This is a genomic window from Xanthobacter luteus (assembly GCF_040049235.1).
Classification (GTDB): domain Bacteria; phylum Pseudomonadota; class Alphaproteobacteria; order Rhizobiales; family Xanthobacteraceae; genus Xanthobacter.
Window position 1 is genome coordinate 119,974 of the sequence record NZ_JBDZDO010000005.1, and the last position, 24,180, is coordinate 144,153.

Below are 24,180 nucleotides of genomic sequence, written 5' to 3' on the forward strand. Positions count from 1 at the left end.
GGATCACGAGAGCCAGCGCAGACGGCGCCGCGCGGCAAGGGCCGCGCCGTCCGCCGCGGCGGAGGCATCGAGCCCGAGATAGGAGGCGCGGATGTCCGGATCGGCGGCCAGCGCCGCGGCCGGTCCCTCGCGCACCACCCGGCCGCTCTCCACCAGATAGGCATAAGTGGCGTAGCGCAGGGCGACGGCGGCGTTCTGCTCGGCGAGCAGGAAGGTCACGCCCTCCTCGGCGTTGAGACGCCGCAGGGTGGCGAAGATCTCCTCCACCAGCAGCGGCGCGAGACCCATGGAGGGTTCGTCCAGGAGGATCATGCGCGGCCGGGCCATGAGGGCGCGGCCGATGACACACATCTGCTGCTCGCCGCCGGACAGCAGGCCGGCCTGCTGCCGCCGCCGCTCCTTCAGGCGGGGGAAGGTGCGGTAGACCAGATCCAGGCTCTCGGCCACGGCGCCGTCGCGACGCGAGAAGGCGCCGACCTTCAGATTGTCCTCCACCGAGAGGGTCGGGAAGGCGTGGCGGCCCTCCATCACCAGCGACAGGCCACGGCGGGCGAGGTCGGAGGCTTCGAGATGATCGATGCGCGCGCCGTCGTAGTGGATCGCGCCCTTCGTCACCTCGCCCCGCTCGGCGCGCAGCAGGTTGGCGATGGCCTTCATGGTGGTGGTCTTGCCCGCGCCGTTGGCGCCCAGAAGGGCGACGATGCCGCCCTTCGGCACGGCCAGGGTGAGGCCGCGGAGCACCAGCGCGAGGCGCGCATACATCACCTCGATCCCGGCGACGGACAATAACGGTCCCTGCCCGCTCATGGCGTGCCCCGTTCAGTGCTTGGCGTGGGAGGGGGCCGATGCGCTGGCGCGTCGGCACGGTGCGCGGGAACGGCCGATGCGCCGGCGCGCATCGGCCTTGGCGTCAGTTGGTCTCGCTGGCGCAGTCGCGGGGCGCGATGCCCTTTTCCTTGGCGAATTGCGCGGCGGACGCCTCGATCAGCGGGCGCACCATGGACTGGTCCGACTTGATCCAGTCCGAGATCATCACCCATTTGGCGCCGTCCCATTGCTGGAAGCGGATGGCGCCATCGCCCTCGTGGTCGGCGCAGGTGACCTTGATTTCCGGCATCAGGCCTTCGAGGCCCAGTTCCTTGATGCGGTCGGCGGTCATCACCAGATGCTCGAGGCCCCAGCGCACCTCGTCGCCGGTGAGCGGCCGGTTGCCGAACTTCTTCATGGCGGTGCGCATGGCCTCGGTCACGGCGACCCCGTGCAGCACGCCGCGCACGTAGTAGACCGAGCCGATGCGGTTCTCCTCCACATTGCCCTGGCCCTTGGCGTAGACGTATTTCTTGATGTCCTCGAACACCGGATAGTTCGGCCCGGTGGCGTGGAACTGGGCGGTGATGAAGCCCTTGGCGGCGTCGCCCGCGGGGGTCACGTCTTCCTCGGAGCCGGACCACCACCAGCCGATGATGCGGTCGCGGGCGATGCCGGCACGGGCGGCTTCCTTGATGCCCGTGGGGGTGGCCGCGCCCCAGCCGCGGAACAGCACCCAGTCCGGGCGATATTGGCGCACCTGCAGCCACACGGCGCGCTGGTCGAGGCCGGGCGGGGCGATGGGGAAGGTGGTCACCTCGAAGCCATAGCGCTTGGCCTGGGCATCGAGGATGGCCTGGGTCTCGCGGCCGGCGGCAAAGTCCATCACCACATTGGCGATCTTCTTGCCCTTGAGCTTCTCGAGGCCGCCCTCGCGCCCGGCGATGTAGCGCAGGGTGGCGGTGTTCTCGCTCCAGTAATTGGAGATGAGCGGGAAGAAATAGGGGAAGACCCGCCCGTCGGAGGAATCCGTGCGGCCGTAGCCGATGGTGACCGAGGGGATCTTGTCCGCCGTCATGCGGTCGATGAGGGCATAGACGCCGCCGGTGCCGGAGGGAGTGAAGGCGGCCGCTCCGGTGGGGCCCTTCCCCTTCTGGCGCTCGTAGCACTCGATCATGCGGTCGGGCTGGTAGCCGGTCTCGCACTCCTCATAGACCAGCTTCACGCCGTTCACCCCGCCGTCGCGGGCGTTCACCAGCGCCAGATAGTCCGCATAGGCGCCGTAGATGCCCGAGCCGCCCGGGGCGTAGGGGCCGGTGCGGTAGATGGCGATCGGCACGAACTGCTCCATCGCTTTGGCCGCGCCGGGCGCAGGCGCTTGGGCGGCAGCGGGCAGGGACTGCGTGGCGGCAAGGGCCGCGACACCGAGAGCACAGGCGAATGCAAGGGTCGGCACGCGGCGCGTGCCAGGGCGTCGAGACATTGGCGCTTCCTCCCGAGACCGGTGTTTTGATCCGGCATTTTGATCTGATAGTCAGACCATAAATCGAAGAATGGTCAATCGTCAATAGACCGGTGTCTGGGGCTAGGACTGAGCTTAAATATTTGTTTTATATGTATTTATCTCATATCAGAGACGAGGTTTGCTGCGTCGCAGTGACGAATTTTCACTTGACCAAACTTTTTCAGTCGGACAGTTTTGGTCCGACAAAACCCCAACCGGTGCTCCATGGTCGAAGCCGAACGCATGCCCCCTGGTCTGCCATCGCCGTCTCCGGACGAGGGGCCCGCGGCGGTCCCGGCCCGTGGGCGGCAGGCTCCGTCGCCGCCGCCGGGCGTGGCCCTGCGCAGCCGGGCGGAAAGCCGGGTGCTCGACTGGGATGCGGTGGCCATCCATCTTGCCGGCCACGGCATCGGGCTTGACCGCGCGTTCGCGCCACGCCAGTTCGCGGGCGGGCTTGCCAACCTCAATTACCTGGTCCGCCTCGATGGCGGCTGGGCGGTGCTGCGCCGTCCTCCGGACGGCCCCCTGCCGCCCGGTGCCCACGACATGGCGCGCGAGCACCGCATCCTCTCGAACCTCTGGCGGGAGCTGCCGCTGGCGCCCCGCAGCCTGCATCTGTGCGCCGATGCCGGGATTGCCGGCGCCCCCTTCCAGCTGCTGGAATTCCGCAATGGCATCGCCCTGCGCGGCGACAGCCTCGCGCCCTTGCCCGCCACGGCGGAGACCGGCGTCGCGATCTCGCGCCTGCTGGTGGAGACGCTGGCGGCCATCCACGCGGTGGATCCGGGACGCGTCGGGCTGGGCGACCTGGGCCGGCCCGCCGGCTTCTTCGCCCGCACCGCCGCCGGCTGGATCGGCCGGGCCGAGCGGGTGGCGACGGGCGCGCTCTCGCCCGCCGCCCGCGCGGTGTCGACCTGGCTGGCTGCCGCCGAGGTGGCGGACGCCCCGTCGCCGACCTTGCTGCACAACGACTTCAAGCTGGACAACGTCCTGCTCGATCCGGCGACCCGCGCTCCCGTCGCCGTGGTGGATTGGGACATGGGCACCCGCGGCGACCCGCTGTTCGACCTCGCCACCCTGCTCAGCTATTGGACCGAGCCGGGCGATCCGGCGTGCATGCACGATCTGGCGCAGATGCCCACGGCCTATCCCGGCTTCCCGACCCGCGCAGAGGCGGCGCAGGCCTATGCCCGCGCTACGGGGCGGGACCTCTCCCAGCTCAAGCCCTACCGGGTGCTGACCATGCTCAAGCTCGGCGTGGTGTTCCACCAGCTCCATGCCCGGCACCTCGCCGGCGAAACGGCGGACCCGCGCTATGCCGGCTTCGGCCAGCTCGCCGAAGCCCTTTTCGATTTCACCCTCGACATCGTCAACGACAAGACATTCTGAGGCGACGCCCCATGGATTTTGCGCTTCCCCAAGAGCTTGCGGCGCTGGAGGCCGAGACGCAGGCGTTCGTGCGACAGGAGGTCCTGCCCTTCGAGGCCGACCCCCGCCGCACCGCCCACGGCCCCACCGACGATCTGCGCCGCGACCTGGTGGCCAAGGCACGGACCGCCGGCCTGCTGAGCCCCCATGTGCCGCGGGGCTGGGGCGGGCTCGGCCTCTCCCACCTCGGCAAGGCGGTGGTGTTCGACGCGGCGGGCTATTCCATGCTCGGCCCGGTGGCGCTGAACATCGCCGCGCCGGACGAGGGCAACATGCACCTGCTCGCCGAGGTGGCGAGCCCTGAGCAGAACGCGCGCTTCCTCGCGCCCCTGGCGGCGGGCGAGACCCGCTCCTGCTTCCTGATGACCGAGCCCCATCCGGGCGCCGGGGCCGATCCGTCGCTCATGAGGACCACGGCGGTGAAGGAGGGCGACCACTTCGTCGTCAACGGCGTGAAGTGGCTCATCACCGGCGCCGAGGGCGCCGCCTTCGCCATCGTCATGGCGCGCACCGTCGTGGATGGCCGGGACGTGGGCGCCACCATGTTCCTCACCGACCTTCCGGCGGAGGGCTTCCGCATCGCCCGCGCCCTCGACACCCTCGACAGCTCCTTCACCGGCGGCCATGCGGAGGTGGCGCTGGAGAATGTGCGCATTCCCGCCGCCGACGTGCTGGGCGCGGTGGGCGAGGGCTTCCGCTATGCCCAGGCGCGCCTCGTGCCGGCGCGCCTCACCCACTGCATGCGCTGGCTCGGCGCCGCCCGGCGCGCCCACGACATCGCCACCGAATATGCGGGCCGGCGCGAGGCGTTCGGCGGCACGCTGCTGTCGCACGAGGGGGTGGGCTTCATGCTCGCCGACAACGAGATCGACCTTCACACCACCCGCCTCGCCATCCGCCACGCCGCCTGGCTGCTGGACCAGGGCGAAAAGGCGAACGTGGAAAGCTCGATGGTGAAGGTGTTCGCCTCCGAGGCCATCTTCCGCATCGTGGACCGGTCCCTGCAGGTGCTGGGCGGGCTCGGCATGACGCGGGACACGGAGGTGGAGCGCATCTTCCGCGACGTGCGCGGCTTCCGCATCTATGACGGCCCGTCCGAGGTGCACCGCTGGAGCATCGCCCGGCGCCTGGCGCGCGGCGCGGCGGCCAAAGCCATGCCGGCGGGGAGGGCGGCCTGATGAGCATCGCCGTCGCCATGCCTGACCGTGCTCTGGCCCCCGCAGCGCCGTCCGTCGCCGGCCTTCAGGGCAAGGTCGTCATCGTCACCGGCGGGGGCAGGGGGCTCGGCCGCGCCATCTCGGAGGGCTTCGCCGAGGCCGGCGCCCGCGTGGTGCTCACCGGCCGCACCGCCGCCACCGTGGAGGCCGCCGCCGCCGCCATCGTCGCGCAAGGCGGCACGGCGCAGGGCATCGCCGCCGACGTGTCCCGCGAGGACGACGTGGAGGCGCTGTGCCGGGCGGTGGTGGCGCGCCACGGCCGCATCGACGCCCTCGTCAACAATGCCGGCGTCAATCCCTGGTACAAGACCGCCGAGGACACCAGCCTCGAGGAATGGCGCGCCGTGGTGGACACCAACCTCACCGGCGTGTTCCTCACCGCCCGCGCCGCCGGCCGGGTGATGCTGGCCCAGGGCGAAGGCGCCATCGTCAACGTCAGCTCGGTCGCCGGGCGGGTGGGGCTGGCGCGCACCACGGCCTATTGCGCCGCCAAGGGCGGGGTGGAGCTGATGACCCGCCAGCTCGCCCTCGAATGGGCGAAGAGGGGCGTGCGGGTGAACGCCGTCGGCCCCGGCTATTTCGAGACCGAGCTCACCGAGGGCCTGCGTCAGAACCCGAAGCTCGCCGAGCGCGTCACCGGCCGCACGCCCATGGGGCGCTTCGGCCACCCCCGGGAGCTGGTCGGCGCCTGCCTGTTCCTCGCCTCGCCCGCGGCCTCCTACATCACCGGCGCCTCGCTGGCGGTGGACGGCGGCTGGACCGCCGCCTGATCCGAAAGACCACCCATGAACGCCCTCACGCCCACCGCCACGCCGCTCGCCCTCGCCGGCCTCAAGGTGCTGGACCTCACCCGCCTGCTGCCCGGCGCCTTCTGCTCCCTGATGCTGGCCGACCTCGGCGCCGACGTGCTCAAGATCGAGCAGCCGGAAGGCGGCGACTACAACCGAACCTTCCCGCCGCTGAACCGGGCGGAATCGGGCTCCTTCCTGCTGCTCAACCGCAACAAGAGGAGCCTGACGCTGAACCTGAAGTCCGAGGCAGGCCGCGCCATCCTCCTCAGACTGGTGGAAGAGGCCGACGTGCTGCTGGAGGGCTTCCGGCCGGGCGTGATGGACCGCCTCGGCCTCGGCTACGGGACGCTGGCCGAGATCAACCCGCGCCTCGTCTATTGCGCCATCTCCGGCTACGGGCAGGACGGGCCGAGCCGGCTGAAGCCGGGGCACGACCTCAATTACCTCGCCGAGGCGGGGGCGCTGCAACTGTTCGGCAAGGCAGGCGAAGGCCCCATCGTGCCGGGCCTGTCCATCGCCGACGTGGGCGGCGGCTCGCTCATGGCCTCCACCGGCATCCTCGCCGCGCTGCTGGCGCGGGCGACCACCGGGCGGGGCCAGTTCGTGGATGTGTCCATGCATGACGGCGCCATGTCCTGGCTGTCCCTGCACGGCGCCGACCACCTGTTCGCCGGCATCGAGCCGAAGGGCGGCGAGCGGCCCTTCATCGGCCAGGCGCCCTGCTACAATGTCTATGCCTGCGCGGACGGAAAACATGTGGCGCTGGGCCTCATCGAGCCGCATTTCTGGCACCGCTTCTGCGACGCCGTCGGCCTGCCCGCGCTGAAGGACGAGCAATGGCCGCAGGGCGAGCGCGCGGTGGCGCAGAAGGCCATTCTCGCCGACCTCTTTGGCCGCAAGACGCGCGACCAATGGGTGGTGGAACTTGAAGCCGCCGACATTCCCTTCGGCCCGGTCTTCTCCATGGCGGAGGCGTTCGCCGACCCCCACGCCCGCCACCGGCAGATGCTGCTGTCCATGGAGCATCCGGTGGAGGGCACCATTCCCCAGCTCGGCTTTCCGGTGAAATATTCCGGCACGCCCTGCACGCAGCGTTCGCCGCCGCCCTTGCTCGGCGAGCACACTGGCGAGGTGCTGGCGCGCCTCGGCTATTCGCAGGACGAAATCGCCGCGCTCAAGACGAGCAAGGTGATCTGAAAACGAGAGAGCGCAATGCTCCGGGAGGAAGCCATGGCCCCCAGTCCGACCGCCCCCAACATGACCGACTATGCCGAGACGGTCCGCACCTTCCGCTGGAACGTGCCGGAGACGTTCAATTTCGGCGCCGACGTGGTGGACCATCTCGCCGGCACGGCCGACGGCCCGGCCCTCATCTGGGCCAATGCGGCGGGGGAGGAGCGGCGGTTCTCCTTCTCCGACATCTCCCGTCTCACCAATCGCTTCGCCGCGGCGCTGGCGGCGCGGGGCATCCGCAAGGGCGACCGGGTGCTGGTGATGCTGCCGCGCATCCCCGAATGGCAGGTGGCCATGGTGGGCTGCCTGAAGCTCGGGGCGGTGCCGATCCCCTCCATCGAGATGCTCACCGCCAAGGACATCGCATACCGTGTCCGCCACGCCGGGGTTCGCGCCGTCGTCGCCCGGGCCGAACATGCGGCAAAGTTCGCCGATGTGATGGGCGAGGTGCCGGTGCGTCTTGCGCTTGCAGGCCCCCTTGGCGGCGCGCCCGGCTTCGAGCCGCTGGAGGAGGCGCTGGCGACGGGCGACGAGAGCTTCGCGCCGGTGGCAGTCAAGGCCGAGGACCCGGCTGTCCTCTATTACACCTCCGGCTCCACCGGGCAGCCGAAGGGCGTGCTGCACGCCGCCCGCGGGCTCTATGCCTGGCGCGGCTCGGCGGTCTGCTGGCTCGACCTGCGCCCCGGCGACACCATCTGGTGCACGGCGGATACCGGCTGGAGCAAGGCCGGCACCTCCATCCTGTTCGGGCCGTGGAGCTGCGGCGCCGCGAGCTTCTTCTACGACGGTCCGTTCGACCCGAAGGAGCGCCTGCGCCTGCTGGAGAAATATGGCGTCAGCGTCTATTGCGCGCCGGGCACCGAGCTGTTCCGGGTGGTGGATGCGGGCGTCGCCGAGCACGACCTCTCGCGCCTGCGCCACACCGTCTCCTCGGGCGAGACGCTGAATCCGGCGGTGGCGGCACGCTGGCAGAAGGCCACCGGCATCCCCATCCTCGAAGCCTATGGCCAGACCGAGACGCTGATGACGCTGCTCAATTATCCCTGCCTGCCGACGCGGGAGGGCTCCATGGGCAAGCCTTTGCCGGGGCTCGACCTCGCCGTCATCGACGACGCGGGCAACCGCCTTCCGCCCGGCGTGGAGGGCGACATCGCCCTTCTTACCCCGAACCCGCAGATGATGCTCGGCTATCTGGACGAGCCGGAACGCACCGAAGCCGCCCATGTGGAGGGGCCGGAAGGACGCTGGTTCGTCACCGGCGACCTCGGGATGGTGGATGCGGACGGCTATTTCTACCATCGCGGCCGCAATGACGACGTCATCAACTCCGCCGGCTACCGCATCGGCCCGTCCGAGGTGGAGAACGCTCTGCTCGACCATCCGGCGGTGCAGGAATGTGCGGCGGTCGCGGCACCCCACCCGGAGCGTGGCGAGATCGTGAAAGCCTTCGTCGTGCTCCGCCCGGGCTTCGCCGGCGACGAGGCGCTGGCCGCCGCCTTGCAGGATCACGTGAAGCGTGTCACCGCTCCCTACAAATATCCTCGCGCCATCGCCTTCATCGACGAGCTGCCGAAGACCATGACCGGGAAGGTGCAACGCAAGGTGCTGCGTGATCTGGAGAAGGCCCGCGCGGCCGAGAGGACGATCGCCGATGTCGCTCGCGCTTGACCCGGTGCTGGTGGAGCCCGCCTTCCGCCTCGTGGCCCGCACCATCGAGGGCAAGATCCTGTCGGGCGAGATCGCGCCGGGGGACTTGCTGCCCTCCGAGGCGGGGCTCGCGGAGAGGCTGGGCGTCAACCGCTCCACCATCCGCGAGGCCATCCGCGTGCTGGAGCAGAACGGCTTCGTGAAACGCGAGGCGGGGCGCAAGAAGCTCTACGCCTCCATCCCGCACTCGGGCGACATTTCCAAGCGCCTCACCGCCGCCATGGTGCTGCACCAGGTGACGTTCGAGGAATTGTGGGAAGCCATGTATGCCCTTGAGCCGGCGGCTGCGGCCTCCGCCGCCCAGCGCAGCGATGCGCAGGATATCCAGAACCTGGAGCGGAACCTGGAAGCCACGCGCAAGGCGCTCAAGGATTCCACCAGCCTGACCGCGCTCGACATCGAGTTCCACGATCTCGTCGCCCGCGCCACCCGCAACCGCGCCATCCAGGTGGCGCGCATGCCGATCTCCGAGCTGTTCTACCCGCCCTTCCTGAAGGTGATGTCGCGCCTCAATGCCGGCGAGCGCCTGTTGGTGGCGCACGAGGCCATCTATGCCGCGATCCGCGACCATGACGAGAAGCGGGCGCGGGAATGGATGGAGAAGCACATCCTCGATTTCAAGCGCGGCTACGAGCTCGCCAATCTCGACATGGCAACCCCCGCGGACATGCCCGAAAAATGAACGCCCCGCCTTCTGCGCCCTCCGCCCCACCGGCCCGAATCCCCATGTCCGTCGAGGAGGCGATCCGATCGCGCCGTTCGGCGCGTGCCTTCCTGTCGACGCCGGTGCCGGACGCGACGGTCGCGCGCATCCTGGAACTGGCGGCGCGCGCGCCGTCGGGCACCAACATCCAGCCCTGGCGCGTGCAGGTGCTCAGGGGCGAGCCGCTGGCCGCTCTGGCGCGGGAACTCCACGCCCTGGCCCTCGCCGGCGATCCCGGCACGGAGGAATTCGCCTATTATCCCCGCCGCTGGCGCGAGCCCTATTTGTCCCGGCGCCGCAAGGTGGGCTGGGACCTCTACGGTGCGCTGGGCATCGCCAAGGGCGACGCCGAGCGCATGCGGCACCAGCACGCGCGCAACTTCCTGTTCTTCGATGCGCCGGTGGGCCTCATCTTCACCATCGACCGCGACATGGAACGCGGCTCCTGGCTCGATTACGGCATGTTCCTCGAGAACATCATGATCGCGGCGCGCGCGTTCGGCCTCCATACCTGCCCGCAGGCCGCCTTCATGACCTATGGTGCGGTGATCGCCCGGCGCCTGGTCATTCCCGACAGCGAGATGGTCCTGTGCGGCATGGCCCTCGGCCACGCCGATCCCGCGGCGCCGGAGAACAATTTCGCCACCGAGCGCGAGCCGCTGGAGCGCTTCGTGCGGTTCGTCGACACCCTCGCCTGAACCCGCCGCACGGCCGCCCCCCGGCGATCCGCCGTCCTTCCGAGCGGCGGAACGGTTCCGCACGCCTGAAGGAATCCACCATGGCACCGACCGACACCCCTGCGTCCATGCTCCGCCCAGACACCTTCGCCCCCGACACCCTCGCCATCGTCACCGGCGCCGGCTCCGGCCTTGGCAACGCCACCGCCCGCAGGCTCGCCGCCATGGGCGCGCGGCTCGCTTTGGTGGATTTGAAGGCCGAGGGCATGGCCGCCCTCGCCGGCGAGACCGGGGCCCTCGCCCTCGCCTGCGACGTGGCCGACGGCCCGGCCTCGCAGGCCGCCTTCGCCCGCATCCTCGCCGAGCGCGGGCGGCCGCGCGTGCTGGTGAACTGCGCCGGCATCGCGCCCGGCGCGCGCATCATCGAGGCGGACGGGCCCGGCCCGCTCGAGGCGTTCGAGCGCATCGTGCGCGTCAACCTGTTCGGCACCTACAACTGGCTGCGCCTCGCCGCCTGCGCCATGGCGCAGAACCCGCCCGACGCCGAGGGCCAGCGCGGCGTCATCGTCAACACCGCCTCGGTCGCCGCCTTCGAGGGCCAGATCGGCCAGGCCGCCTATGCCGCGGCCAAGGGCGGGGTGGCTTCCCTGACCCTGCCGGCGGCGCGCGAGCTGGCGCGGCACGGCATCCGCGTCGCCGCCATCGCCCCCGGCCTGTTCGGCACGCCCATGGTGGAGGCGATGGCCGACGAGGTTCAGGCGCGGGTGCGCGACATCATCCCCTTCCCGCAGCGCCCCGGCCGGCCCGACGAGTTCGCCCGGATGGCGGTGGAGATCATCACCAATCCCATGGTCAACGGCGCCGTCCTGCGGCTCGATGCCGGGCTGCGGATGCAGGCGCGCTGAGCCCGCGCGGCCCGCGCGATCAGTTCGAATGGCGCGCGGTGCCACCATCCACGGGCTGGTTGATGTCGAAGTCGGCCAGTTCGTAGCCGCGGCGGAAGTCCATGATGTGCTTGTCCATCCAGACCGCGGCGTGCCGGGGATCGCCGTTCTTGATGCCGTTGACGATCTCGCGGTGGGCGGCGAGCATCCGCTCCTTGGCGTTGAGGCGCGACATGACCCGGTAGAAGGCCGGGTAGAAGAACTGCCCGATGGGCTCGCGCGCCAGCAGCAAAGCGCGGTTCCGCGAGGCCTTGGCGATGATGTAGTGGAAGGCGATGTCGAGCGCGACGAGCTCGGCCTCGTGCTCCAGGCAGCGGCTGGTCGCCGCGAGGTTGGCTTCGAGCAGGGCGATCTCCTCCGCGCTCGCGCGCTCGGCGGCCAGCTCGGCGGCCCTCACCTCCAGCGGCAGCATGACCTCCCACAGCTCGAGGAAGGTGATCTCGTGCAGGATCATGGCGCGGGTCATCTGCTGCGCCAGATCCTTTTCCTGCGGCACGCTGATGACGAGGCGGCGCGCGCTCTTGCGGAAGACGAGGCCGTTCTGCTCCAGCACGCGGATCGCCTCGCGCACGGTGGAGCGGTTGACGCCGAGCTGCTTCGCCAGATCCAGCTCCGACGGCAGTTGCTGCCCCGGCGTGAACACGCCCTCGAGAATGCGCTTCTCGATGGAGGAGGCGACGAGCTGATAGGTCGGTAACGTCTCGACACGCTCCAAAGCGAGCGTCTCGTTCCGGGCCTGCCCCATGATCCTGCTTTCGCTTCCATGATCGCCCCGACGGTCGATTTGTCGGGGCATGTCTCACCATAGTCACGGCGTGGCGGCGAGCAACCCGAATCGGTGCAGGCGCGCCCCGTCTTCTATATCATATTGATATTAATAAATAATACTGAGATTCGGCTGCGCCCGAGCGCATCGCGCCATCGGCCTCCTGCCGCTGGACAGGGCCGATTGCGCAAGTTATAGTCCGATAGTCCGACTATAAATGAAGGTGTGCCCTCCCAGACCCGCGCACCGGCCCGCGTGCCGCCAAGCACCGGCCGGACCTGTCGAGCCGCTCGAAAAACGGAAAGTCGATCAGCGGCCTGAACAAGCGGCGGCGGCGCAGCACCTCGGACGACCGGAGGAAGCCCCATGCACGACGCCCAGCCGATTTCCGCCAGCACCCGTCCGTCCGGAGTCCCCGATGGCCCGACATCGTCCGCCCCTTCGCGCCGAGCGCTCCTCTCCACCGCCGTCGGCGCGCTGGGGAGCCTTGGCATGATGGCGGCCGGGCCCGCCGTCGCCGCCACCGGCAACGACACCGCCGACACGCGCTATGCCCGCGGCATCGACGTGCTGAAGCGCATCGGCGGCGCAGGCTACGACATTCCCGTGAAGCGCCTCGCCGAGGTGGCGCCGGACCTTGCCCGCTTCACCGTTGAATATCCCTATGGCGACATTCTCTGCCGCCCCGGCCTCGATCTGCCGACCCGCCAGATCTGCACCCTCTCGGCGCTGATCGCCAACGGCAGCGCCCAGCCGCAGCTCACGTTCCACCTCACCGGCTTCCTCAATGCTGGCGGCAAGCCGCGCGAGCTGGCGGAGCTGATGTTCGTGGCCATCGCCATCTGCGGCTACACCGCGGCCATCAACACCGTCGGGCTGCTGCGCGAGGTGTTCAAGGAGCGCAACATCGCCTTCGAGGCGCTGGCGCCCGTCACCGACGATGGCTCGCAGCGCTATGCGCGCGGCATGGCGACCCTCATGGCGTGGTCGCAGAAGGGGCCGGACGCGGTCACCGGCCCCATTGCCAAGGTGTCTCCCGACCTCGCCCGCTGGGTGGTGGAGGTGGCCTATGGCGACCTGCTCTCCCGGGACGGGCTCAGCTATCAGATGCGGGATTTGGCCATCGTCTCCATGCTGACGGCGGCGGGCAATCGCGCCGACGCGCTGCGCTTCCACATCGAGGCGGCGTTGCGCCACGGCGTCACCAAGGACCAGCTGATCGAGGCCATCACCCAGCTCAGCGTCTATGCGGGCTTTCCCGCCGCCCTCAACGCGTTCGGCGTCGCCAACGCCACCTTCAAGGCCTGGAGCAGCGATGCCGCCCAGGGTCCGGCGCCGGCCGCGCCGGCGGGCCCGTCCGAAACCCGCGAGGCCCGGCGCAAGCGCGGCTCGGAAGTGCTCTCCAGGACATCCGCCGCGGCCGGCGACGCGGTGGTCCGCAGCTTCGCCGACATCGCGCCGGACATCGGCGCCCTGATCGTCGAAAACGCCTATGGCGACGTGTTCGGCCGCCCGCAGATCACCTCCAAGACGCGCGAGCTGACCGCCTGCGCGGCTTTGGCCGCCGTCGGCAGCAAGACCATGGAAACGCCGCTGCGCGTCCATGTGAACGCCGCGCTGACCGCCGGGGCCAGCCGCGAGGAGATCATCGAGACGCTGCTGAACCTCGTGCCCTATTTCGGCTACCCGGTGGTGGAGCAGGCGGTCCGCATTGCCGGCGAGGAGATCGCCAAGCGACCCACCTGATGCGGCGCCCCACCTGACGCGGCGCCGCACCGCGCCGGCCTGCACCTTGACCGACGTGCCTCCCGGCCCGCGACCCGGCGCCGGCCGGGAGCCGTGCGCCCGCCATCCCGCCCCTCGGAACGAAAGCTCCCCCATGGCCCTTCCAACCAAGCTCCTCATCGACGGAAACCTGATCGACGGCGCCGGCGTGCTGAGCGTTGTCGATCCGTCAACCGGCGCGCCCTTCATCGAGGTTCCGCGCGGGTCGCAGGGCGAGATGGAGGCGGCCATCGCGGCGGCGAAGCGGGCGCAGCCCGGCTGGGCGGCGACGCCCCTCGTCGAGCGCCACGCACGGCTTGAACGCTTCGCCGACGCCGTGCACCAGAACGCCGACGAACTCGCCCGCACGCTGGTGATGGAGCAGGGCAAGCCGCTCGGTGAGGCGCGCACGGAGATCGCCCATGCGGAATTCTTCCTCCGCCATTTCGCCGCCGCCGACCTCCCAGCCGCGGTCGTGCAGGACGACGCGGCGCTGCGCGTCGAGGTGCACCATCGCGCGCTCGGGGTGGTCGCCGGCATCACGCCGTGGAATTTTCCGGTGCTCATCGCCTGCTACAAGCTCGGCCCCTCGCTGCTGCTCGGCAACAGCTTCATCCTCAAGCCGGCGCCGACGACGCCCGTCACCTCGCTCATGCTCGGCGCCCTGGCACGCGACATCTTTCCCGCCGGCGTGGTCAATGTCGTCACCGACGCCAACGACCTCGGCGCGCTGCTCACCGCCCATCCGGACGTGGCGAAAATCTCCTTCACCGGCTCGACGCCGACCGGGCGGCGGGTGATGGCGAGCGCGGCCTCGACCCTGAAGCGGATCACGCTGGAGCTCGGCGGGAACGATGCCGCCATCGTGCTCGACGACGTGGATGTCGCCGCCGCGGCGCCGAAGATCTTCGCCGGCGCCTTCCTCAATGCCGGGCAGGTTTGCATCGCCATCAAGCGGCTCTACGTCCACGATCGGATCTATGACGCGCTCTGCAGCGCATTGGTGGCGCAGGCCGGCACCACGGTGCTGGGCAACGGCCTCGACGGCGGCACCTCCATGGGGCCGGTGCAGAACGCCGCGCAATACGCCAAGGCGCGGCACCTGCTCGACGTGGCCGAGGCCGATGGCAAGATCGTCGCGGGCGGCATCGAAGCACGCAACGGGGGCTACTTCGTTCGGCCGACCATCGTCCGCGACATTGCCGACGGCAGCGCGCTGGTCGACGACGAGCAGTTCGCCCCGATCCTTCCCGTGGTGCGCTTCGACGATGTCGACGCCGTCGTGCGCCGCACCAACGCCTCGCCTTACGGTCTGGGAGGCTCCGTATGGTCCGATGACCTCGACCGCGCCTACGCACTGGCGCAACGGATCGACAGCGGCACCGTGTGGATCAACCACCACCTGCATTTCGGCCCGCACATTCCGTTCTCCGGCGCCAAACAATCGGGCTACGGCGTCGAGTTCTCCGAGGCCGGTCTCGCGGAGTTTGGCCAGACCCACGTCATAAGCATCGCGAAGTAAAAGGATGGCTGGGCTTCGATCGGACGGGACGGCGGCTTGTCGCCGACCGACGCTCCAACCGGGTTTTCGCCCTTCGACACCGCCAAGACCCGCAGCGTGGCTGGCTCTGGTCGCAGAACGCCGGCCGCACTCACGCGGCCGGCACGTCCCGATTTTTGTCGGGCGCGATGGGCCGGCGGCACCGTGCGCGCCGGTCAATCCATCAGGCTCCTAGAGCGGGCGGGATCGGGGGCGGGGACGCCGTCCGCTCCGCGCCGTCCGCCTCCAGAGCGGCGCGCACGGCCCGGCGCATGACCTTGCCGAAGCCGTCGCGCGGAAGCGCAGGACGAACGGTGAGGCCCTTGGGCAGCTCGGCCGCCGTGAGCTGTCCCGCGCAGTGGCGACGCAGGGCGGCCAGATCCGGCGGCGCCCCGGCATCCACGGGCTCGGCGACCGCATGCACCGTCTCGCCCCATTCGCGGTCCGGCAGGCCGATCACGACCACGTCGCGCACCGCCGGATGGGCGAGCAGGACCGCCTCGATCTTCTCGGGATGCACCTTGATCCCGCCGGTATTGATGACGTCGTCGCGCCGCCCGGCGAGGTAGACGTAGCCCTCGCCATCCATGCGCGCCATGTCGCCGATGCTGGTGAAGCCGTCCGCGTCGGTGCGCATCTTCGCCTCGGGATCGAGATAGCGCACCGTGCCGTCATCGGCCTGGCGGCGCATGAAGAGCTCGCCCACCGCGCCGGCGGGCACAGGGCGGCCATCGGGGTCGAGGATGCGCGCGTCGGTCTCGAAGGGGCGGCCCACCGTGCCGGGATGGGCCAGCCAGTCGCGGCCGCCGACGATGGTCTGGCCGACATTCTCGCCCGAGCCGTACATCTCGAACACCCGGTCGGGGCCGAGGATGTCGATCCAGCGCCGCTTCAGCCATTCCGCGCACGGCGCGCCGGTATGATAGAACGAGCGCAGCGCGGACCAGTCGCGGCGCTCGATGCCGGGCAGGTCCGCCATGCGCACCATCATGGTGGGCACCGCCACCAGGAACTCGACCCGGTGGGTCTCGATGGCGGCGACCGCGCGTTCGGCCTCGAATTGCTCCAGCACCACCAGATGATGGCCCTCGAACAGGCCGATCTGCGCCCAGGTGAGCGCCGCATTGTGCGACATGGCGGCCGCCACCAGTTGGACCTGATCGGGGCAGAAGCCGAGCGCCGGCGCGACGTTACCCCAGGCCCGGCCCGGCGCGCGCTGCCAGGGCCGATCGTCCGCCATCAGCTTGGGCACGCCGGTGGAGCCGCCCGACTGGACGATCTTGCCCGGCAGCGGCACCAGGTCGGCGACCGGCGCGGCGGCAGCCGCAAGGCAGGCCTGCTCGAAGGCGGAGCGCTGCACGAAGGCGATCCCCTCGACGCTGCGCCCATCCTCGGCGAGCGCGAACCGGGCGCCGGCGCGGCGCAGCACGTCCGCGGCGCGGGCCGCCGGCTGGGCCGCATCGAAGGTGATGATGGTGGCGCCGAGCCGCCAGGCGGCGAGCACGGCGACCACGTGGGCGAGGCAATTGCGCAGGCCGATGCCCACCACCATGCCGGGGCCGACGCTCCGATCCGCCAGCACGTGGGCGGCGCGGTCCACGAGTTCGTCAAGGCCGCGCCAGCTGGCCGCGGCCGGGAGCAGGCCGGGCCCGGTGCGGGCGTCGACGACGGTCACCGCGGGCGCGTCGCCGCGCCGGGCGGCCTGCTGGCGCAGGCGCGCGCCAAAGGAGATTTCGCTGTCGGCGGAAGGGGCGCTGGGTTGGTCGGGCATGGCCGCAAAACTGCCGCCGGGTGTTCGCGCCTGTCAAACCCGGCCGGCGCCCGTTTCGGAGGCGGTCCATCCCTTAGGCCGCGCGATCGCTGCCTGTCCCCGGATCGCGCCGGCCGGCGTAAAATCACATGAAACCATATGGTTAGCGCCGAACGGTGGGGAGCGGACGCCGCTGGCCGCGGGAGGCAGAAAATATCTAAATCGAATAGTGTATGGCGTTATAATAATAATCCTATATTCTTTACCCGGCCGGTCGCCGGGCCCTAGGTTGGGGGTCATCGGGCGCCGGACGTGATCGGCGCCCTCCCACCAAGAGGGCTCAGATGGATCTCCTCGCCGGCGTGCGGGTCGTCAGCTTCAACCATTTCCTGAACGGCCCCGTCGCCGCGCAGATCCTTGCCGACCTCGGCGCCGACGTCATCGCGGTGGAACCCGTCGAAGGCGCCTTCCACCGCAACTGGGCGGTGGCCGACCGCTTCGTGGGCGGCCAGAGCGTCAATCTGCTCACCAGCGGCCGCAACAAGCGCAGCCTCGCGGTGGACCTCAAGAGCGAGGAAGGCCGCCGCGTGGCCCGCCGGCTCATCGCCGGGGCTGACGTGGTGATGGAGAATTTCCGGCCCGGCACCATGGAGCGCCTCGGCCTCGGCCAGGAAGCGCTCCGCGCCGAGTTCCCGCGCCTCATCTATGCGGCGGCGAGCGGCTATGGCTCCGACGGCCCCGATCGCGACAAGCCGGGCCAGGACCTGCTGATCCAGGCGGCTTCCGGCCTGGCCGCCCATACCGGGCGCGCCGACGGGCCGCCGGTGGCGGTGGGCTCGGTGGTCATCGACCACCATGCGGCCGCCTTCTATGCCATGGGCATCATCGCCGCGCTGTTCGCCCGCGCCCAGACCGGCAAGGGCCGCCTCGTGGAGGTGAGCCTGCTGCAGGCCGCCCTCGATTTGCAGGGCGAATCCATCACCGCCTGGGTCAACGGCGCGCGCACCGCTTCGCCGCGGGCGCCGGGCGGGGTCGCCGCCTGGTTCAGCCCCGGCCCCTACGGCATCCACGCCACGGCGGACGGGCACATCGCCTTGTCGCTGTCGCCGCTGAAGGACCTCGCCGGCGCGCTGGAGGTTCCCGCCCTCGCGGCGTTCAGCGCCGAGGAGAGCTTCAGCCGCCGCGAGGAGATCACCGCCCTGGTCGCCGCCGCCCTGAAGGCCCGCGCCACCGCGCAATGGGTGCCGCGGCTTGATGCCGCCAAGGTCTGGTATGCCGAGGTGAAGGACTACGACGCCCTCCTGGACGACCCGCAACTGAAGCATCTCGGCGTGTTCGAGACGCTGGAGGGGGCGGGCGGTGCGCCCGTGACCCTGCTCAAGCACCCCGTGCGCTATGACGGCGTCCTGCCGGAGGTGCGCCTCGTGCCGCAGCCGCTCGGCGCGCAGACGCGGGAGATCCTCGCCGAGGCCGGCCTCGGCGCGGACGAGATCGCCGGCCTCGAGGCGCGTGGCGTCATCCGCTCCACCCCCGCCGGCGCGGAGGACCGCCCGTGATCGACTTCGCCATTCCCGAGGACATCCGCGCGGTGACCGACACGGTGCGCCGCTTCGTCGAGACCGAGGTCCAGCCTTTGGAAGCGGAGGTGGAGGCGCAGGCCGCGATCCCGGCCGAGAAGCTGAAGGCGGTGAAGGCGAAGGCGCAAGCCCTCGGCCTCTATGCCATGAACATGCCCGCCGAGGTGGGCGGCGGCGGGCTCTCCACCGTCGAGATGTGCCTGGTGGAGGAGGAGTTCGGCAAGACCTCCGACGCCTTGATCCGGCGCGTCTTCGGGCAGGTCTATCCCATGCTGCTGGCCTGCACGGGGGACCAGCGCGCGCGCTATCTCCTGCCCACGGTCTCGGGCGAGAAGATCTGCGCCATGGCCATCACCGAGCCCGGCGCGGGCTCGGACGCCGCCGCCATCTCCACCACGGCGCGCCGCGACGGCGAGCTATGGGTGATCGACGGCACGAAGCACTTCATCAGCGACGGCGACATCGCCGACTACGTCATCGTCATGGCGGTGACCGACAAGGAGAAGCGCGCCCGCGGCGGCATCACCTTGCTGCTGGTGGACAAGGGCACGCCCGGCTTCAGCGTGGCCCGCCACCAGCCCATGATGGGCCATCGCGGCTACGGCCATGCCGAGCTCGTGTTCGAGAATTGCCGCATCCCCGCCGCCAACGTGCTGGGCGAGGTGGGCGAGGGCTTCCGCCTCATCATGCGCTCGGTGAGCGCCATCCGCCTGTGCCACATCGGCGCGCGGGCGGTGGGCATGGCGCGGCGCGTGCTCGCCATGATGGCCGAGCACGCGCAGAGCAGGCGCCAGTTCGGCCAGGCGATCGGCGAGTTCCAGATGGTGCAGCAGATGATCGCCGACAGCGCGATCGAGATCTTCGCCACGCGCTCCATGGTGCTCAACGCCGCCTGGGAGATCGACCAGGGCCTCGAACCCCGCGACAAGGTCTCCATGATCAAGGTCTACGCCTCCGAGATGCTGGGCCGGGTGGCGGACCGCGGCATCCAGGTGTTCGGCGGCTCCGGCTTCTCCAAGGACCTGCCGCTGGAGCGCATCTACCGGGATGCGCGCGTCACGCGGATCTATGACGGCACCTCCGAGGTGCACCGCATGCTGATCGCCAAGAGCGTCATCAAGAACGGGCTTCCCCTATGACCAGCGCGCCCTCGACGCCGGCTGTCGGCGACCGCGTCTCCTTCCGCAAGACCATGACCGTGGCGGAGCAGGCCATGTTCACGGGCATCAGCGGCAATCTCGGCCCGCTGCATGTGGACGAGGTGCGCGCCCGCGCCGCCGGCGCCTCCGGCATGGTGGCCTTCGAGCTCGCGGTCGCGGCCCTCGCCACCACCTGCCTGTCCCGCCTCGGCGGGCCGGCGCGGCGCATCGGCCGGCTCGATCTTGCTTTCCCCGCCATGGTGCCGGTGGGCACCACGGTGGAGGCGAGCGCGCTGGTGACCCGCGCCGCGGACGGCATCCTCACCTGCCGCATCGCCTGCATCCTCGATGGCGGTCCGGTCGTCGTCGAGGGCACGGCCGACCTCGTGCCGGTCGCCGGGGCCTGACCATGTACGACGTCAAGCCCTTCGACAGCCTCGCCGTGGGCGACCGGGTCAGCGTCTCCAAGACCGTGACCGAGGCCGACGGCGCCCTCTACATCGCCGCCACCGGCGATTTCGGGCCGGTGCACATCGACGACGGCTATGCGGCGGGAACCCGCTTCGGCCGCCGCCTCGCGCCCGGCATCATGGTGGCCGGGCTGTGCACCTCCGTGCTCACCGCCGAGCTCGCCGGGGTGCTGGGGGTCTCCATCGAGGACCGCTTCTGGTTCACCGGGCCGGTGTTCTACGGCGACACCATCACCATCGACGTGTGGATCGCCGCGCGCGAGCCGGAGACCCGCACGCTGGTGTGGGAAGCCTCGGCCCGCAACGAAGCCGGGCTCGAGGTGCTGAAGGCCCGCGCGACGCTGAAATATCCCCGCCCCAAGGCGGCTGCGCCCGCCAATCCCGCCTGAGGAATTCCATGTCCAGCCTTGATCTGCGCGGCGTCACCGTCGCCACCGTCCTGCCGTTCCACGCCGACGGCGCCATCGACTGGGACGGCTATGCCCGCGTGCTCGATTACTGCGCCGTGCCCGACGCCATCGCCGCCGTGTTCGTGAACGGCCATGCGGGCGAGGGCGGCTCGCTGACGCACGCGGAGCGCGCCGAGGTGATCGTGCGCACCCGGCGGCAGATCGGCGCCAAGCCGCTGCTCGCCGGCATCATCGCCCACGGCACCGCCGAGGCGATGGCCGAGGCGCGCCGGGCGGAGGCCGCGGGCGCGGACTGCGTGGTGCTGTTCCCGCCCGCCCCCCTCGGCGGCGGCGCCGCCGCCACGCCGCGCGCGCCGGTGGCCTATGCCCGCGCGGTCGCGCAGGCGGTCGGCGTGCCTGTCTCCCTGTTTCAGTATCCGCTCGCCTCCGGCTTCGGCTTCTCCACCGAGACCCTGGTGGCGCTGGCGCAGGTGCCGGGCGTGATCGCGGTGAAGGAAGGCAGCGACGACATGCGCGCCTATGAGGAGAACCTGCGCGCCATCAAGGCGGTGGCGCCGCACGTGGCGATCCTGCCCTCCAACTACAACTGGTTCTTGGCCCAGCTGGCGGTGGGCGGCGACGGCCTGCTCTCCGGCCTTGCGAGCCTCACCCCGCTCTGGCTGGCGGACCTCTGGCGCGCCAGCGAGGCGCAGGACCTTTCCGCCATGCGCCGCGCCGCCGACCGGCTCTATCCGGTGGTGCGCGCCATCTATGCGGCAAAGCCCGTCATCGACATGCACACCCGCATCAAGGTCGGCCTCAAGGAACTGGGCATCATCAAGGACGCCACGCCGCGCCCGCCGCTGCTGCCGGTGCTGCCGGAGATCTGCGCCGACATCGCCCGCATCGTGGCGGAGAGCGGCCTCAAGGCCGCCGCGCGATGACCCGCCGCGCGCCGGAGAGCTTCCGCGGCATCTATGCCTCCATCGTCTGCCCCATGCGGGCGGACGGCTCGGTGGACGAGGCCGCCCTGGCCGCCCACGCCGCCGCGGTGGCCGGGGTGCCGGGCATGGCCGGCCTGCTGGTCAACGGTCATGCGGGCGAGAACGCGCTGCTGACCCGCGAGGAGGCGCGCGGCGTGCTGCGCGCGGCCCGCCGAGCGGCGCCGGGCGCGCGCATCGTCGCCGGCATCAATGCGGAGGCGAGCCAGGCCGCCGCCGCCTTGGCGCAGGACGCCGAGGCCGAGGGGGCGGACGCCGTGATGGTGTTCGCGCCCTTCTCCTGGGCGCTCGGCGCGGACCGCAGGACCATCGTGCGGCACCACCAGACCATCGCCGGCGCCACCGGCCTGCCGCTGTTCCTGTTCCAGGGCTCGGTCTGGGCGGGTCGCCTTGCTTATGACGCCGGGACGCTAGAGGCGCTGCTGGCGCTCCCCGCCGTCGTCGCCATCAAGGAAGGCAGCTGGGAGACCTCGGCCCACGAGGTCACCTGCCGCATCGCCGGACGCTGCCGTCCCGACGTGCTGGTGATGGCCTCCGGCGACGAGCACCTGCTCTCCACCTTCATGCTCGGCAGCGCCGGCAGCCTCGTGAGCCTCGCGGCGGTCGCGCCCGAGCTGGTGGTGGCGCTCGACCGGGCCGTCACGGCGCAGGATTTTGGCGCCGCGCTCGCCTGCCACCGCCGGCTCACGCCGCTGGCGGAAGCCATCTACCGCGCGCCCCCGCCGGGCCTCGTGGCGGCGCGGCTGAAGGCCTGCCTGCATCTGCTCGGCGCTCTCGCGGCGCCCGCCTGCCGGCCGCCGGTCGGCCCGCTCTCGGCGGCGGAAATGGCGGCGCTCGCCGAAGCTTTGGAGGCCGCCGGCCTCCCTCCTGCCAAGGACGCCACGCCATGAGCGCCGAACGCCATCTGCACATCGTCCGCGTGGACGTGGACCCGCAATTCGAGGCGGCGTTCAACCGCTGGTACGATGAGGTGCACCTGCCGGCGCTCCTCGCCTGCCCGGGCTGGCTCTCGGCGCGGCGCTTCGTGGCCGTGGACGACGGGCCGAAATACGCCGCCGTCTACGAGATCTCCGGCCCCGAGGCCTATGACACGCCCGAGTTCCACCGCGTGAAGGGCTTCGCGGAATTCACGCCGCACGTGCGTAATTTCACGCGCCTGCGGCTGAAGCCGGTTGACACGATGTGACGGACAGGGGTCTGTTGCCCCCGCAAGCGTGGCGGGGAAGCCAAGGTCCGTCGATGAATCTGCGTCAGCTCGAGATCCTGCGCGCCGTCATGCGCTGCGGAACGACGGTGGACGCGGCGCGCGAGCTGGGCATGTCCCAGCCGGCGGTCAGCAATGCGGTGAAGCACGCGGAATCCCAGCTCGGCTTCGTCATGTTCGACCGCCAGAGCAACCGCCTGCTTCCCACGGAAGAGGCGAAGATCCTGCTCGCCGAGGCCGAGCCGCTGTTTGCCGTGCACGAGGCGGTGCTCAGGACCGCCCGGGACCTGCGCTCGCGCAAGCGCGGGCGCATCCGCATCGTCGCCACGGCGGAGTTGTCCGCGACGCTGATGCCGCATGTGCTGAAACGCTTCCTGCGCCGCGATCCGGACGTGGACGTGACGCTCGACACCCGGCTGCTGGGCGAGGTGGTGGAGGCGGTGGAGCTCGGCACCTTCGACGTGGGCATCGCCATCGAGCCCTACGGGCGGCCGGACCTGACGCTGACGCCGCTGATAAAGCTCGACATGATGTGCATCTGCCCGCCGGACAGCGCGGTGGCGCAGCGCGCCGTGGTGACGCCGGAGGACCTCGCGCACGAGCGCCTGATCGGCCTCCACACCACGAGCCGCCTCAAGGCCATGATCGAGGATGCCTTCCGCCGGCGCGGCGAGACCTTCCAGCCCAATATCGAGGTGCGCTTCTTCAACATCTGCGCGGCGCTGGCGGCGGAGGGGATCGGCGTCGCCATCGTCGATTCGCTCACCGCGCGCTCGCCGGCGGCGGTGCCCTTCGTGGTGCGGCCGTTCGAGCCGGCGATCCAGGTGACGCTCTCGGCGGTCACCGCCAAGGACCGGCCCCAGTCGCGCCTGGTGCGCGCCTTCCTCGAGGATCTTTCGGCGGTTCTCGCCGCGGGCTGAATCTTGCCTGGCCGAACGGTGCGGCGGCCGGGCGCGTCGTCAGCGCGCCGCGCTTTCATCCGGCTCCGGGGCCAAAACCGACGACGCGCTCCCATCGATCGTGAAGGGGCGATCGAGCCGGCGGATCTGCGTGTCCGGCAGATCGCCCGACCAGGTCGCCATCTGGAACTGGCCGGCCCTGTCCAGGCTCGTGAGGCCGAGGTGCCAGACCCCCGGTGCATAGAGGATGCCGTCGCCCGGCGCCGCGATGAACGCTGCCATGGTGTCGAGATCGACGTCGCCCTCGGCCGTCGTGCCGGCCACGACCACGAGCGCCCGGCATGGGGAGACGGGCAGGAAGACCTGGGCCGAATAGGGATGGCGTTCAAGCTCGGAAATGACGATGAACGCCGGGCGCACGCCGACGTCGAACAGCGACAGGCACAGCCGGGCGCTGGGATCGCTGCAGGCTAGGTCGGCGAGCGCATCGCTGCGGGTGGCGAAGCCGTCATTCACCCGGACGGGGTCGCCGCGGCGCAGCACCGAACCATAGGGTGCGAAGGCGTCCTGCGACAGGCGCACGGGAACGAGACGGTCCGGTCCGCCCGCGCCGGCGCGCGAAGACGTGCGGGGCCGCACGGACGTCGCCGCTGTCCCGGGGACGGAGGAG

The 24,180-nt window shown here is 70.6% G+C and carries 23 protein-coding genes; 18 read left to right on the top strand and 5 right to left on the bottom strand.

Annotation, left to right across the window (positions count from 1 at the left end):
- Positions 1-3 precede the first annotated feature (3 nt).
- Positions 4-807, bottom strand: coding sequence for an ABC transporter ATP-binding protein (locus ABLE88_RS15950; RefSeq protein ID WP_348832682.1), 804 nt, complete (start codon positions 805-807; stop codon positions 4-6).
- 103 nt (positions 808-910) lie between these two features.
- Positions 911-2,290: an ABC transporter substrate-binding protein gene (locus ABLE88_RS15955; RefSeq protein ID WP_348832683.1), complete on the bottom strand. Its 1,380-nt coding sequence runs from the start codon at positions 2,288-2,290 to the stop codon at positions 911-913.
- Positions 2,291-2,674: 384 nt separating this feature from the next.
- Here ABLE88_RS15955 and ABLE88_RS15960 point away from each other — a divergent pair, with 384 nt between their 5' ends.
- The 8 genes from ABLE88_RS15960 to ABLE88_RS15995 all read left to right on the top strand — a co-directional run bounded on the left by ABLE88_RS15960 (position 2,675) and on the right by ABLE88_RS15995 (position 10,972).
- Complete coding sequence (locus ABLE88_RS15960) at positions 2,675-3,700, top strand: phosphotransferase family protein (RefSeq protein WP_348832684.1); 1,026 nt, start codon at positions 2,675-2,677, stop codon at positions 3,698-3,700.
- Positions 3,701-3,711: 11 nt separating this feature from the next.
- Positions 3,712-4,917, top strand: a complete 1,206-nt coding sequence (locus tag ABLE88_RS15965; protein WP_348832685.1) for an acyl-CoA dehydrogenase family protein — start codon at positions 3,712-3,714, stop codon at positions 4,915-4,917.
- A complete protein-coding gene (locus ABLE88_RS15970) occupies positions 4,917-5,726 on the top strand; it encodes an SDR family NAD(P)-dependent oxidoreductase (protein WP_348832686.1) in 810 nt (269 codons plus the stop codon). Before ABLE88_RS15965 ends, ABLE88_RS15970 begins: the two co-directional genes overlap by 1 nt.
- A gap of 15 nt (positions 5,727-5,741) precedes the next feature.
- Positions 5,742-6,944, top strand: a complete 1,203-nt coding sequence (locus ABLE88_RS15975) for a CaiB/BaiF CoA transferase family protein (protein WP_348832687.1) — start codon at positions 5,742-5,744, stop codon at positions 6,942-6,944.
- Positions 6,945-6,977: 33 nt separating this feature from the next.
- On the top strand, positions 6,978-8,648 hold the full coding sequence (locus tag ABLE88_RS15980) for an acetate--CoA ligase (protein ID WP_348832688.1): 1,671 nt from the start codon (positions 6,978-6,980) through the stop codon (positions 8,646-8,648).
- Positions 8,632-9,369, top strand: a complete 738-nt coding sequence (locus ABLE88_RS15985) for a FadR/GntR family transcriptional regulator (protein ID WP_348832689.1) — start codon at positions 8,632-8,634, stop codon at positions 9,367-9,369. Before ABLE88_RS15980 ends, ABLE88_RS15985 begins: the two co-directional genes overlap by 17 nt.
- 44 nt (positions 9,370-9,413) lie before the next feature.
- Complete coding sequence (locus tag ABLE88_RS15990) at positions 9,414-10,088, top strand: nitroreductase (protein WP_348832690.1); 675 nt, start codon at positions 9,414-9,416, stop codon at positions 10,086-10,088.
- An 80-nt stretch (positions 10,089-10,168) separates the two neighbouring features.
- Complete coding sequence (locus ABLE88_RS15995) at positions 10,169-10,972, top strand: SDR family NAD(P)-dependent oxidoreductase (protein WP_510182907.1); 804 nt, start codon at positions 10,169-10,171, stop codon at positions 10,970-10,972.
- 19 nt (positions 10,973-10,991) lie between these two features.
- Here the strand turns inward: ABLE88_RS15995 and ABLE88_RS16000 are convergent, their stop codons facing one another.
- Positions 10,992-11,756: a FadR/GntR family transcriptional regulator gene (locus ABLE88_RS16000; RefSeq protein WP_348832691.1), complete on the bottom strand. Its 765-nt coding sequence runs from the start codon at positions 11,754-11,756 to the stop codon at positions 10,992-10,994.
- 513 nt (positions 11,757-12,269) lie between these two features.
- On the opposite strand from ABLE88_RS16000, the gene ABLE88_RS16005 reads away from it, so the two are divergent.
- Positions 12,270-13,523, top strand: a complete 1,254-nt coding sequence (locus ABLE88_RS16005; RefSeq protein WP_348832692.1) for a carboxymuconolactone decarboxylase family protein — start codon at positions 12,270-12,272, stop codon at positions 13,521-13,523.
- A gap of 133 nt (positions 13,524-13,656) precedes the next feature.
- Entirely contained in the window at positions 13,657-15,063 is a 1,407-nt protein-coding gene (locus tag ABLE88_RS16010; protein ID WP_348832693.1) for an aldehyde dehydrogenase family protein, read from the top strand.
- A gap of 202 nt (positions 15,064-15,265) precedes the next feature.
- On the opposite strand, the gene ABLE88_RS16015 is transcribed toward ABLE88_RS16010, so the two are convergent.
- On the bottom strand, positions 15,266-16,852 hold the full coding sequence (locus ABLE88_RS16015) for a class I adenylate-forming enzyme family protein (protein WP_348832694.1): 1,587 nt from the start codon (positions 16,850-16,852) through the stop codon (positions 15,266-15,268).
- A gap of 323 nt (positions 16,853-17,175) precedes the next feature.
- Between ABLE88_RS16015 and ABLE88_RS16020 the strand changes: the two genes are divergently transcribed.
- Genes ABLE88_RS16020 through ABLE88_RS16055 form a run of 8 tightly spaced genes read left to right on the top strand, consistent with a single transcriptional unit; the run spans position 17,176 to position 23,531 of the window.
- Positions 17,176-18,387 (top strand): CaiB/BaiF CoA transferase family protein, encoded by a 1,212-nt coding sequence (locus tag ABLE88_RS16020; protein WP_348832695.1) that lies wholly within the window; start codon positions 17,176-17,178, stop codon positions 18,385-18,387.
- A complete protein-coding gene (locus tag ABLE88_RS16025; protein ID WP_348832696.1) occupies positions 18,384-19,547 on the top strand; it encodes an acyl-CoA dehydrogenase family protein in 1,164 nt (387 codons plus the stop codon). Before ABLE88_RS16020 ends, ABLE88_RS16025 begins: the two co-directional genes overlap by 4 nt.
- Positions 19,544-19,954 carry a MaoC/PaaZ C-terminal domain-containing protein gene (locus ABLE88_RS16030; RefSeq protein WP_348832697.1) on the top strand — a complete coding sequence of 137 codons (411 nt, stop codon included), beginning with the start codon at positions 19,544-19,546 and terminating at the stop codon, positions 19,952-19,954. Before ABLE88_RS16025 ends, ABLE88_RS16030 begins: the two co-directional genes overlap by 4 nt.
- Positions 19,955-19,956: 2 nt before the next feature.
- Complete coding sequence (locus ABLE88_RS16035; RefSeq protein ID WP_348832698.1) at positions 19,957-20,406, top strand: MaoC/PaaZ C-terminal domain-containing protein; 450 nt, start codon at positions 19,957-19,959, stop codon at positions 20,404-20,406.
- A gap of 8 nt (positions 20,407-20,414) precedes the next feature.
- Positions 20,415-21,350, top strand: a complete 936-nt coding sequence (locus ABLE88_RS16040; RefSeq protein WP_348832699.1) for a dihydrodipicolinate synthase family protein — start codon at positions 20,415-20,417, stop codon at positions 21,348-21,350.
- On the top strand, positions 21,347-22,297 hold the full coding sequence (locus tag ABLE88_RS16045; protein ID WP_348832700.1) for a dihydrodipicolinate synthase family protein: 951 nt from the start codon (positions 21,347-21,349) through the stop codon (positions 22,295-22,297). The genes ABLE88_RS16040 and ABLE88_RS16045 overlap by 4 nt, the downstream gene beginning before the upstream one ends.
- Positions 22,294-22,593 (top strand): hypothetical protein, encoded by a 300-nt coding sequence (locus ABLE88_RS16050; protein ID WP_348832701.1) that lies wholly within the window; start codon positions 22,294-22,296, stop codon positions 22,591-22,593. The genes ABLE88_RS16045 and ABLE88_RS16050 overlap by 4 nt, the downstream gene beginning before the upstream one ends.
- 53 nt (positions 22,594-22,646) lie before the next feature.
- A complete protein-coding gene (locus tag ABLE88_RS16055; RefSeq protein WP_348832702.1) occupies positions 22,647-23,531 on the top strand; it encodes a LysR family transcriptional regulator in 885 nt (294 codons plus the stop codon).
- A 39-nt stretch (positions 23,532-23,570) separates the two neighbouring features.
- Here the strand turns inward: ABLE88_RS16055 and ABLE88_RS16060 are convergent, their stop codons facing one another.
- Positions 23,571-24,092: an ureidoglycolate lyase gene (locus ABLE88_RS16060; RefSeq protein WP_348832703.1), complete on the bottom strand. Its 522-nt coding sequence runs from the start codon at positions 24,090-24,092 to the stop codon at positions 23,571-23,573.
- Positions 24,093-24,180 lie beyond the last annotated feature (88 nt).

Bases quoted from the DNA above. Each gene is read 5' to 3' on its own strand.
- ABLE88_RS15950 (WP_348832682.1), bottom strand. From the start codon at position 807: ATGAGCGGGCAGGGACCGTTATTGTCCGTCGCCGGGATCGAGGTGATG.
- ABLE88_RS15955 (WP_348832683.1), bottom strand. From the start codon at position 2,290: ATGTCTCGACGCCCTGGCACGCGCCGCGTGCCGACCCTTGCATTCGCC.
- ABLE88_RS15965 (WP_348832685.1), top strand. From the start codon at position 3,712: ATGGATTTTGCGCTTCCCCAAGAGCTTGCGGCGCTGGAGGCCGAGACG.
- ABLE88_RS15970 (WP_348832686.1), top strand. From the start codon at position 4,917: ATGAGCATCGCCGTCGCCATGCCTGACCGTGCTCTGGCCCCCGCAGCG.
- ABLE88_RS15975 (WP_348832687.1), top strand. From the start codon at position 5,742: ATGAACGCCCTCACGCCCACCGCCACGCCGCTCGCCCTCGCCGGCCTC.
- ABLE88_RS15980 (WP_348832688.1), top strand. From the start codon at position 6,978: ATGGCCCCCAGTCCGACCGCCCCCAACATGACCGACTATGCCGAGACG.
- ABLE88_RS15985 (WP_348832689.1), top strand. From the start codon at position 8,632: ATGTCGCTCGCGCTTGACCCGGTGCTGGTGGAGCCCGCCTTCCGCCTC.
- ABLE88_RS15990 (WP_348832690.1), top strand. From the start codon at position 9,414: ATGTCCGTCGAGGAGGCGATCCGATCGCGCCGTTCGGCGCGTGCCTTC.
- ABLE88_RS15995 (WP_510182907.1), top strand. From the start codon at position 10,169: ATGGCACCGACCGACACCCCTGCGTCCATGCTCCGCCCAGACACCTTC.
- ABLE88_RS16000 (WP_348832691.1), bottom strand. From the start codon at position 11,756: ATGGGGCAGGCCCGGAACGAGACGCTCGCTTTGGAGCGTGTCGAGACG.
- ABLE88_RS16005 (WP_348832692.1), top strand. From the start codon at position 12,270: ATGATGGCGGCCGGGCCCGCCGTCGCCGCCACCGGCAACGACACCGCC.
- ABLE88_RS16010 (WP_348832693.1), top strand. From the start codon at position 13,657: ATGGCCCTTCCAACCAAGCTCCTCATCGACGGAAACCTGATCGACGGC.
- ABLE88_RS16015 (WP_348832694.1), bottom strand. From the start codon at position 16,852: ATGCCCGACCAACCCAGCGCCCCTTCCGCCGACAGCGAAATCTCCTTT.
- ABLE88_RS16020 (WP_348832695.1), top strand. From the start codon at position 17,176: ATGGATCTCCTCGCCGGCGTGCGGGTCGTCAGCTTCAACCATTTCCTG.
- ABLE88_RS16030 (WP_348832697.1), top strand. From the start codon at position 19,544: ATGACCAGCGCGCCCTCGACGCCGGCTGTCGGCGACCGCGTCTCCTTC.
- ABLE88_RS16035 (WP_348832698.1), top strand. From the start codon at position 19,957: ATGTACGACGTCAAGCCCTTCGACAGCCTCGCCGTGGGCGACCGGGTC.
- ABLE88_RS16040 (WP_348832699.1), top strand. From the start codon at position 20,415: ATGTCCAGCCTTGATCTGCGCGGCGTCACCGTCGCCACCGTCCTGCCG.
- ABLE88_RS16045 (WP_348832700.1), top strand. From the start codon at position 21,347: ATGACCCGCCGCGCGCCGGAGAGCTTCCGCGGCATCTATGCCTCCATC.
- ABLE88_RS16050 (WP_348832701.1), top strand. From the start codon at position 22,294: ATGAGCGCCGAACGCCATCTGCACATCGTCCGCGTGGACGTGGACCCG.
- ABLE88_RS16055 (WP_348832702.1), top strand. From the start codon at position 22,647: ATGAATCTGCGTCAGCTCGAGATCCTGCGCGCCGTCATGCGCTGCGGA.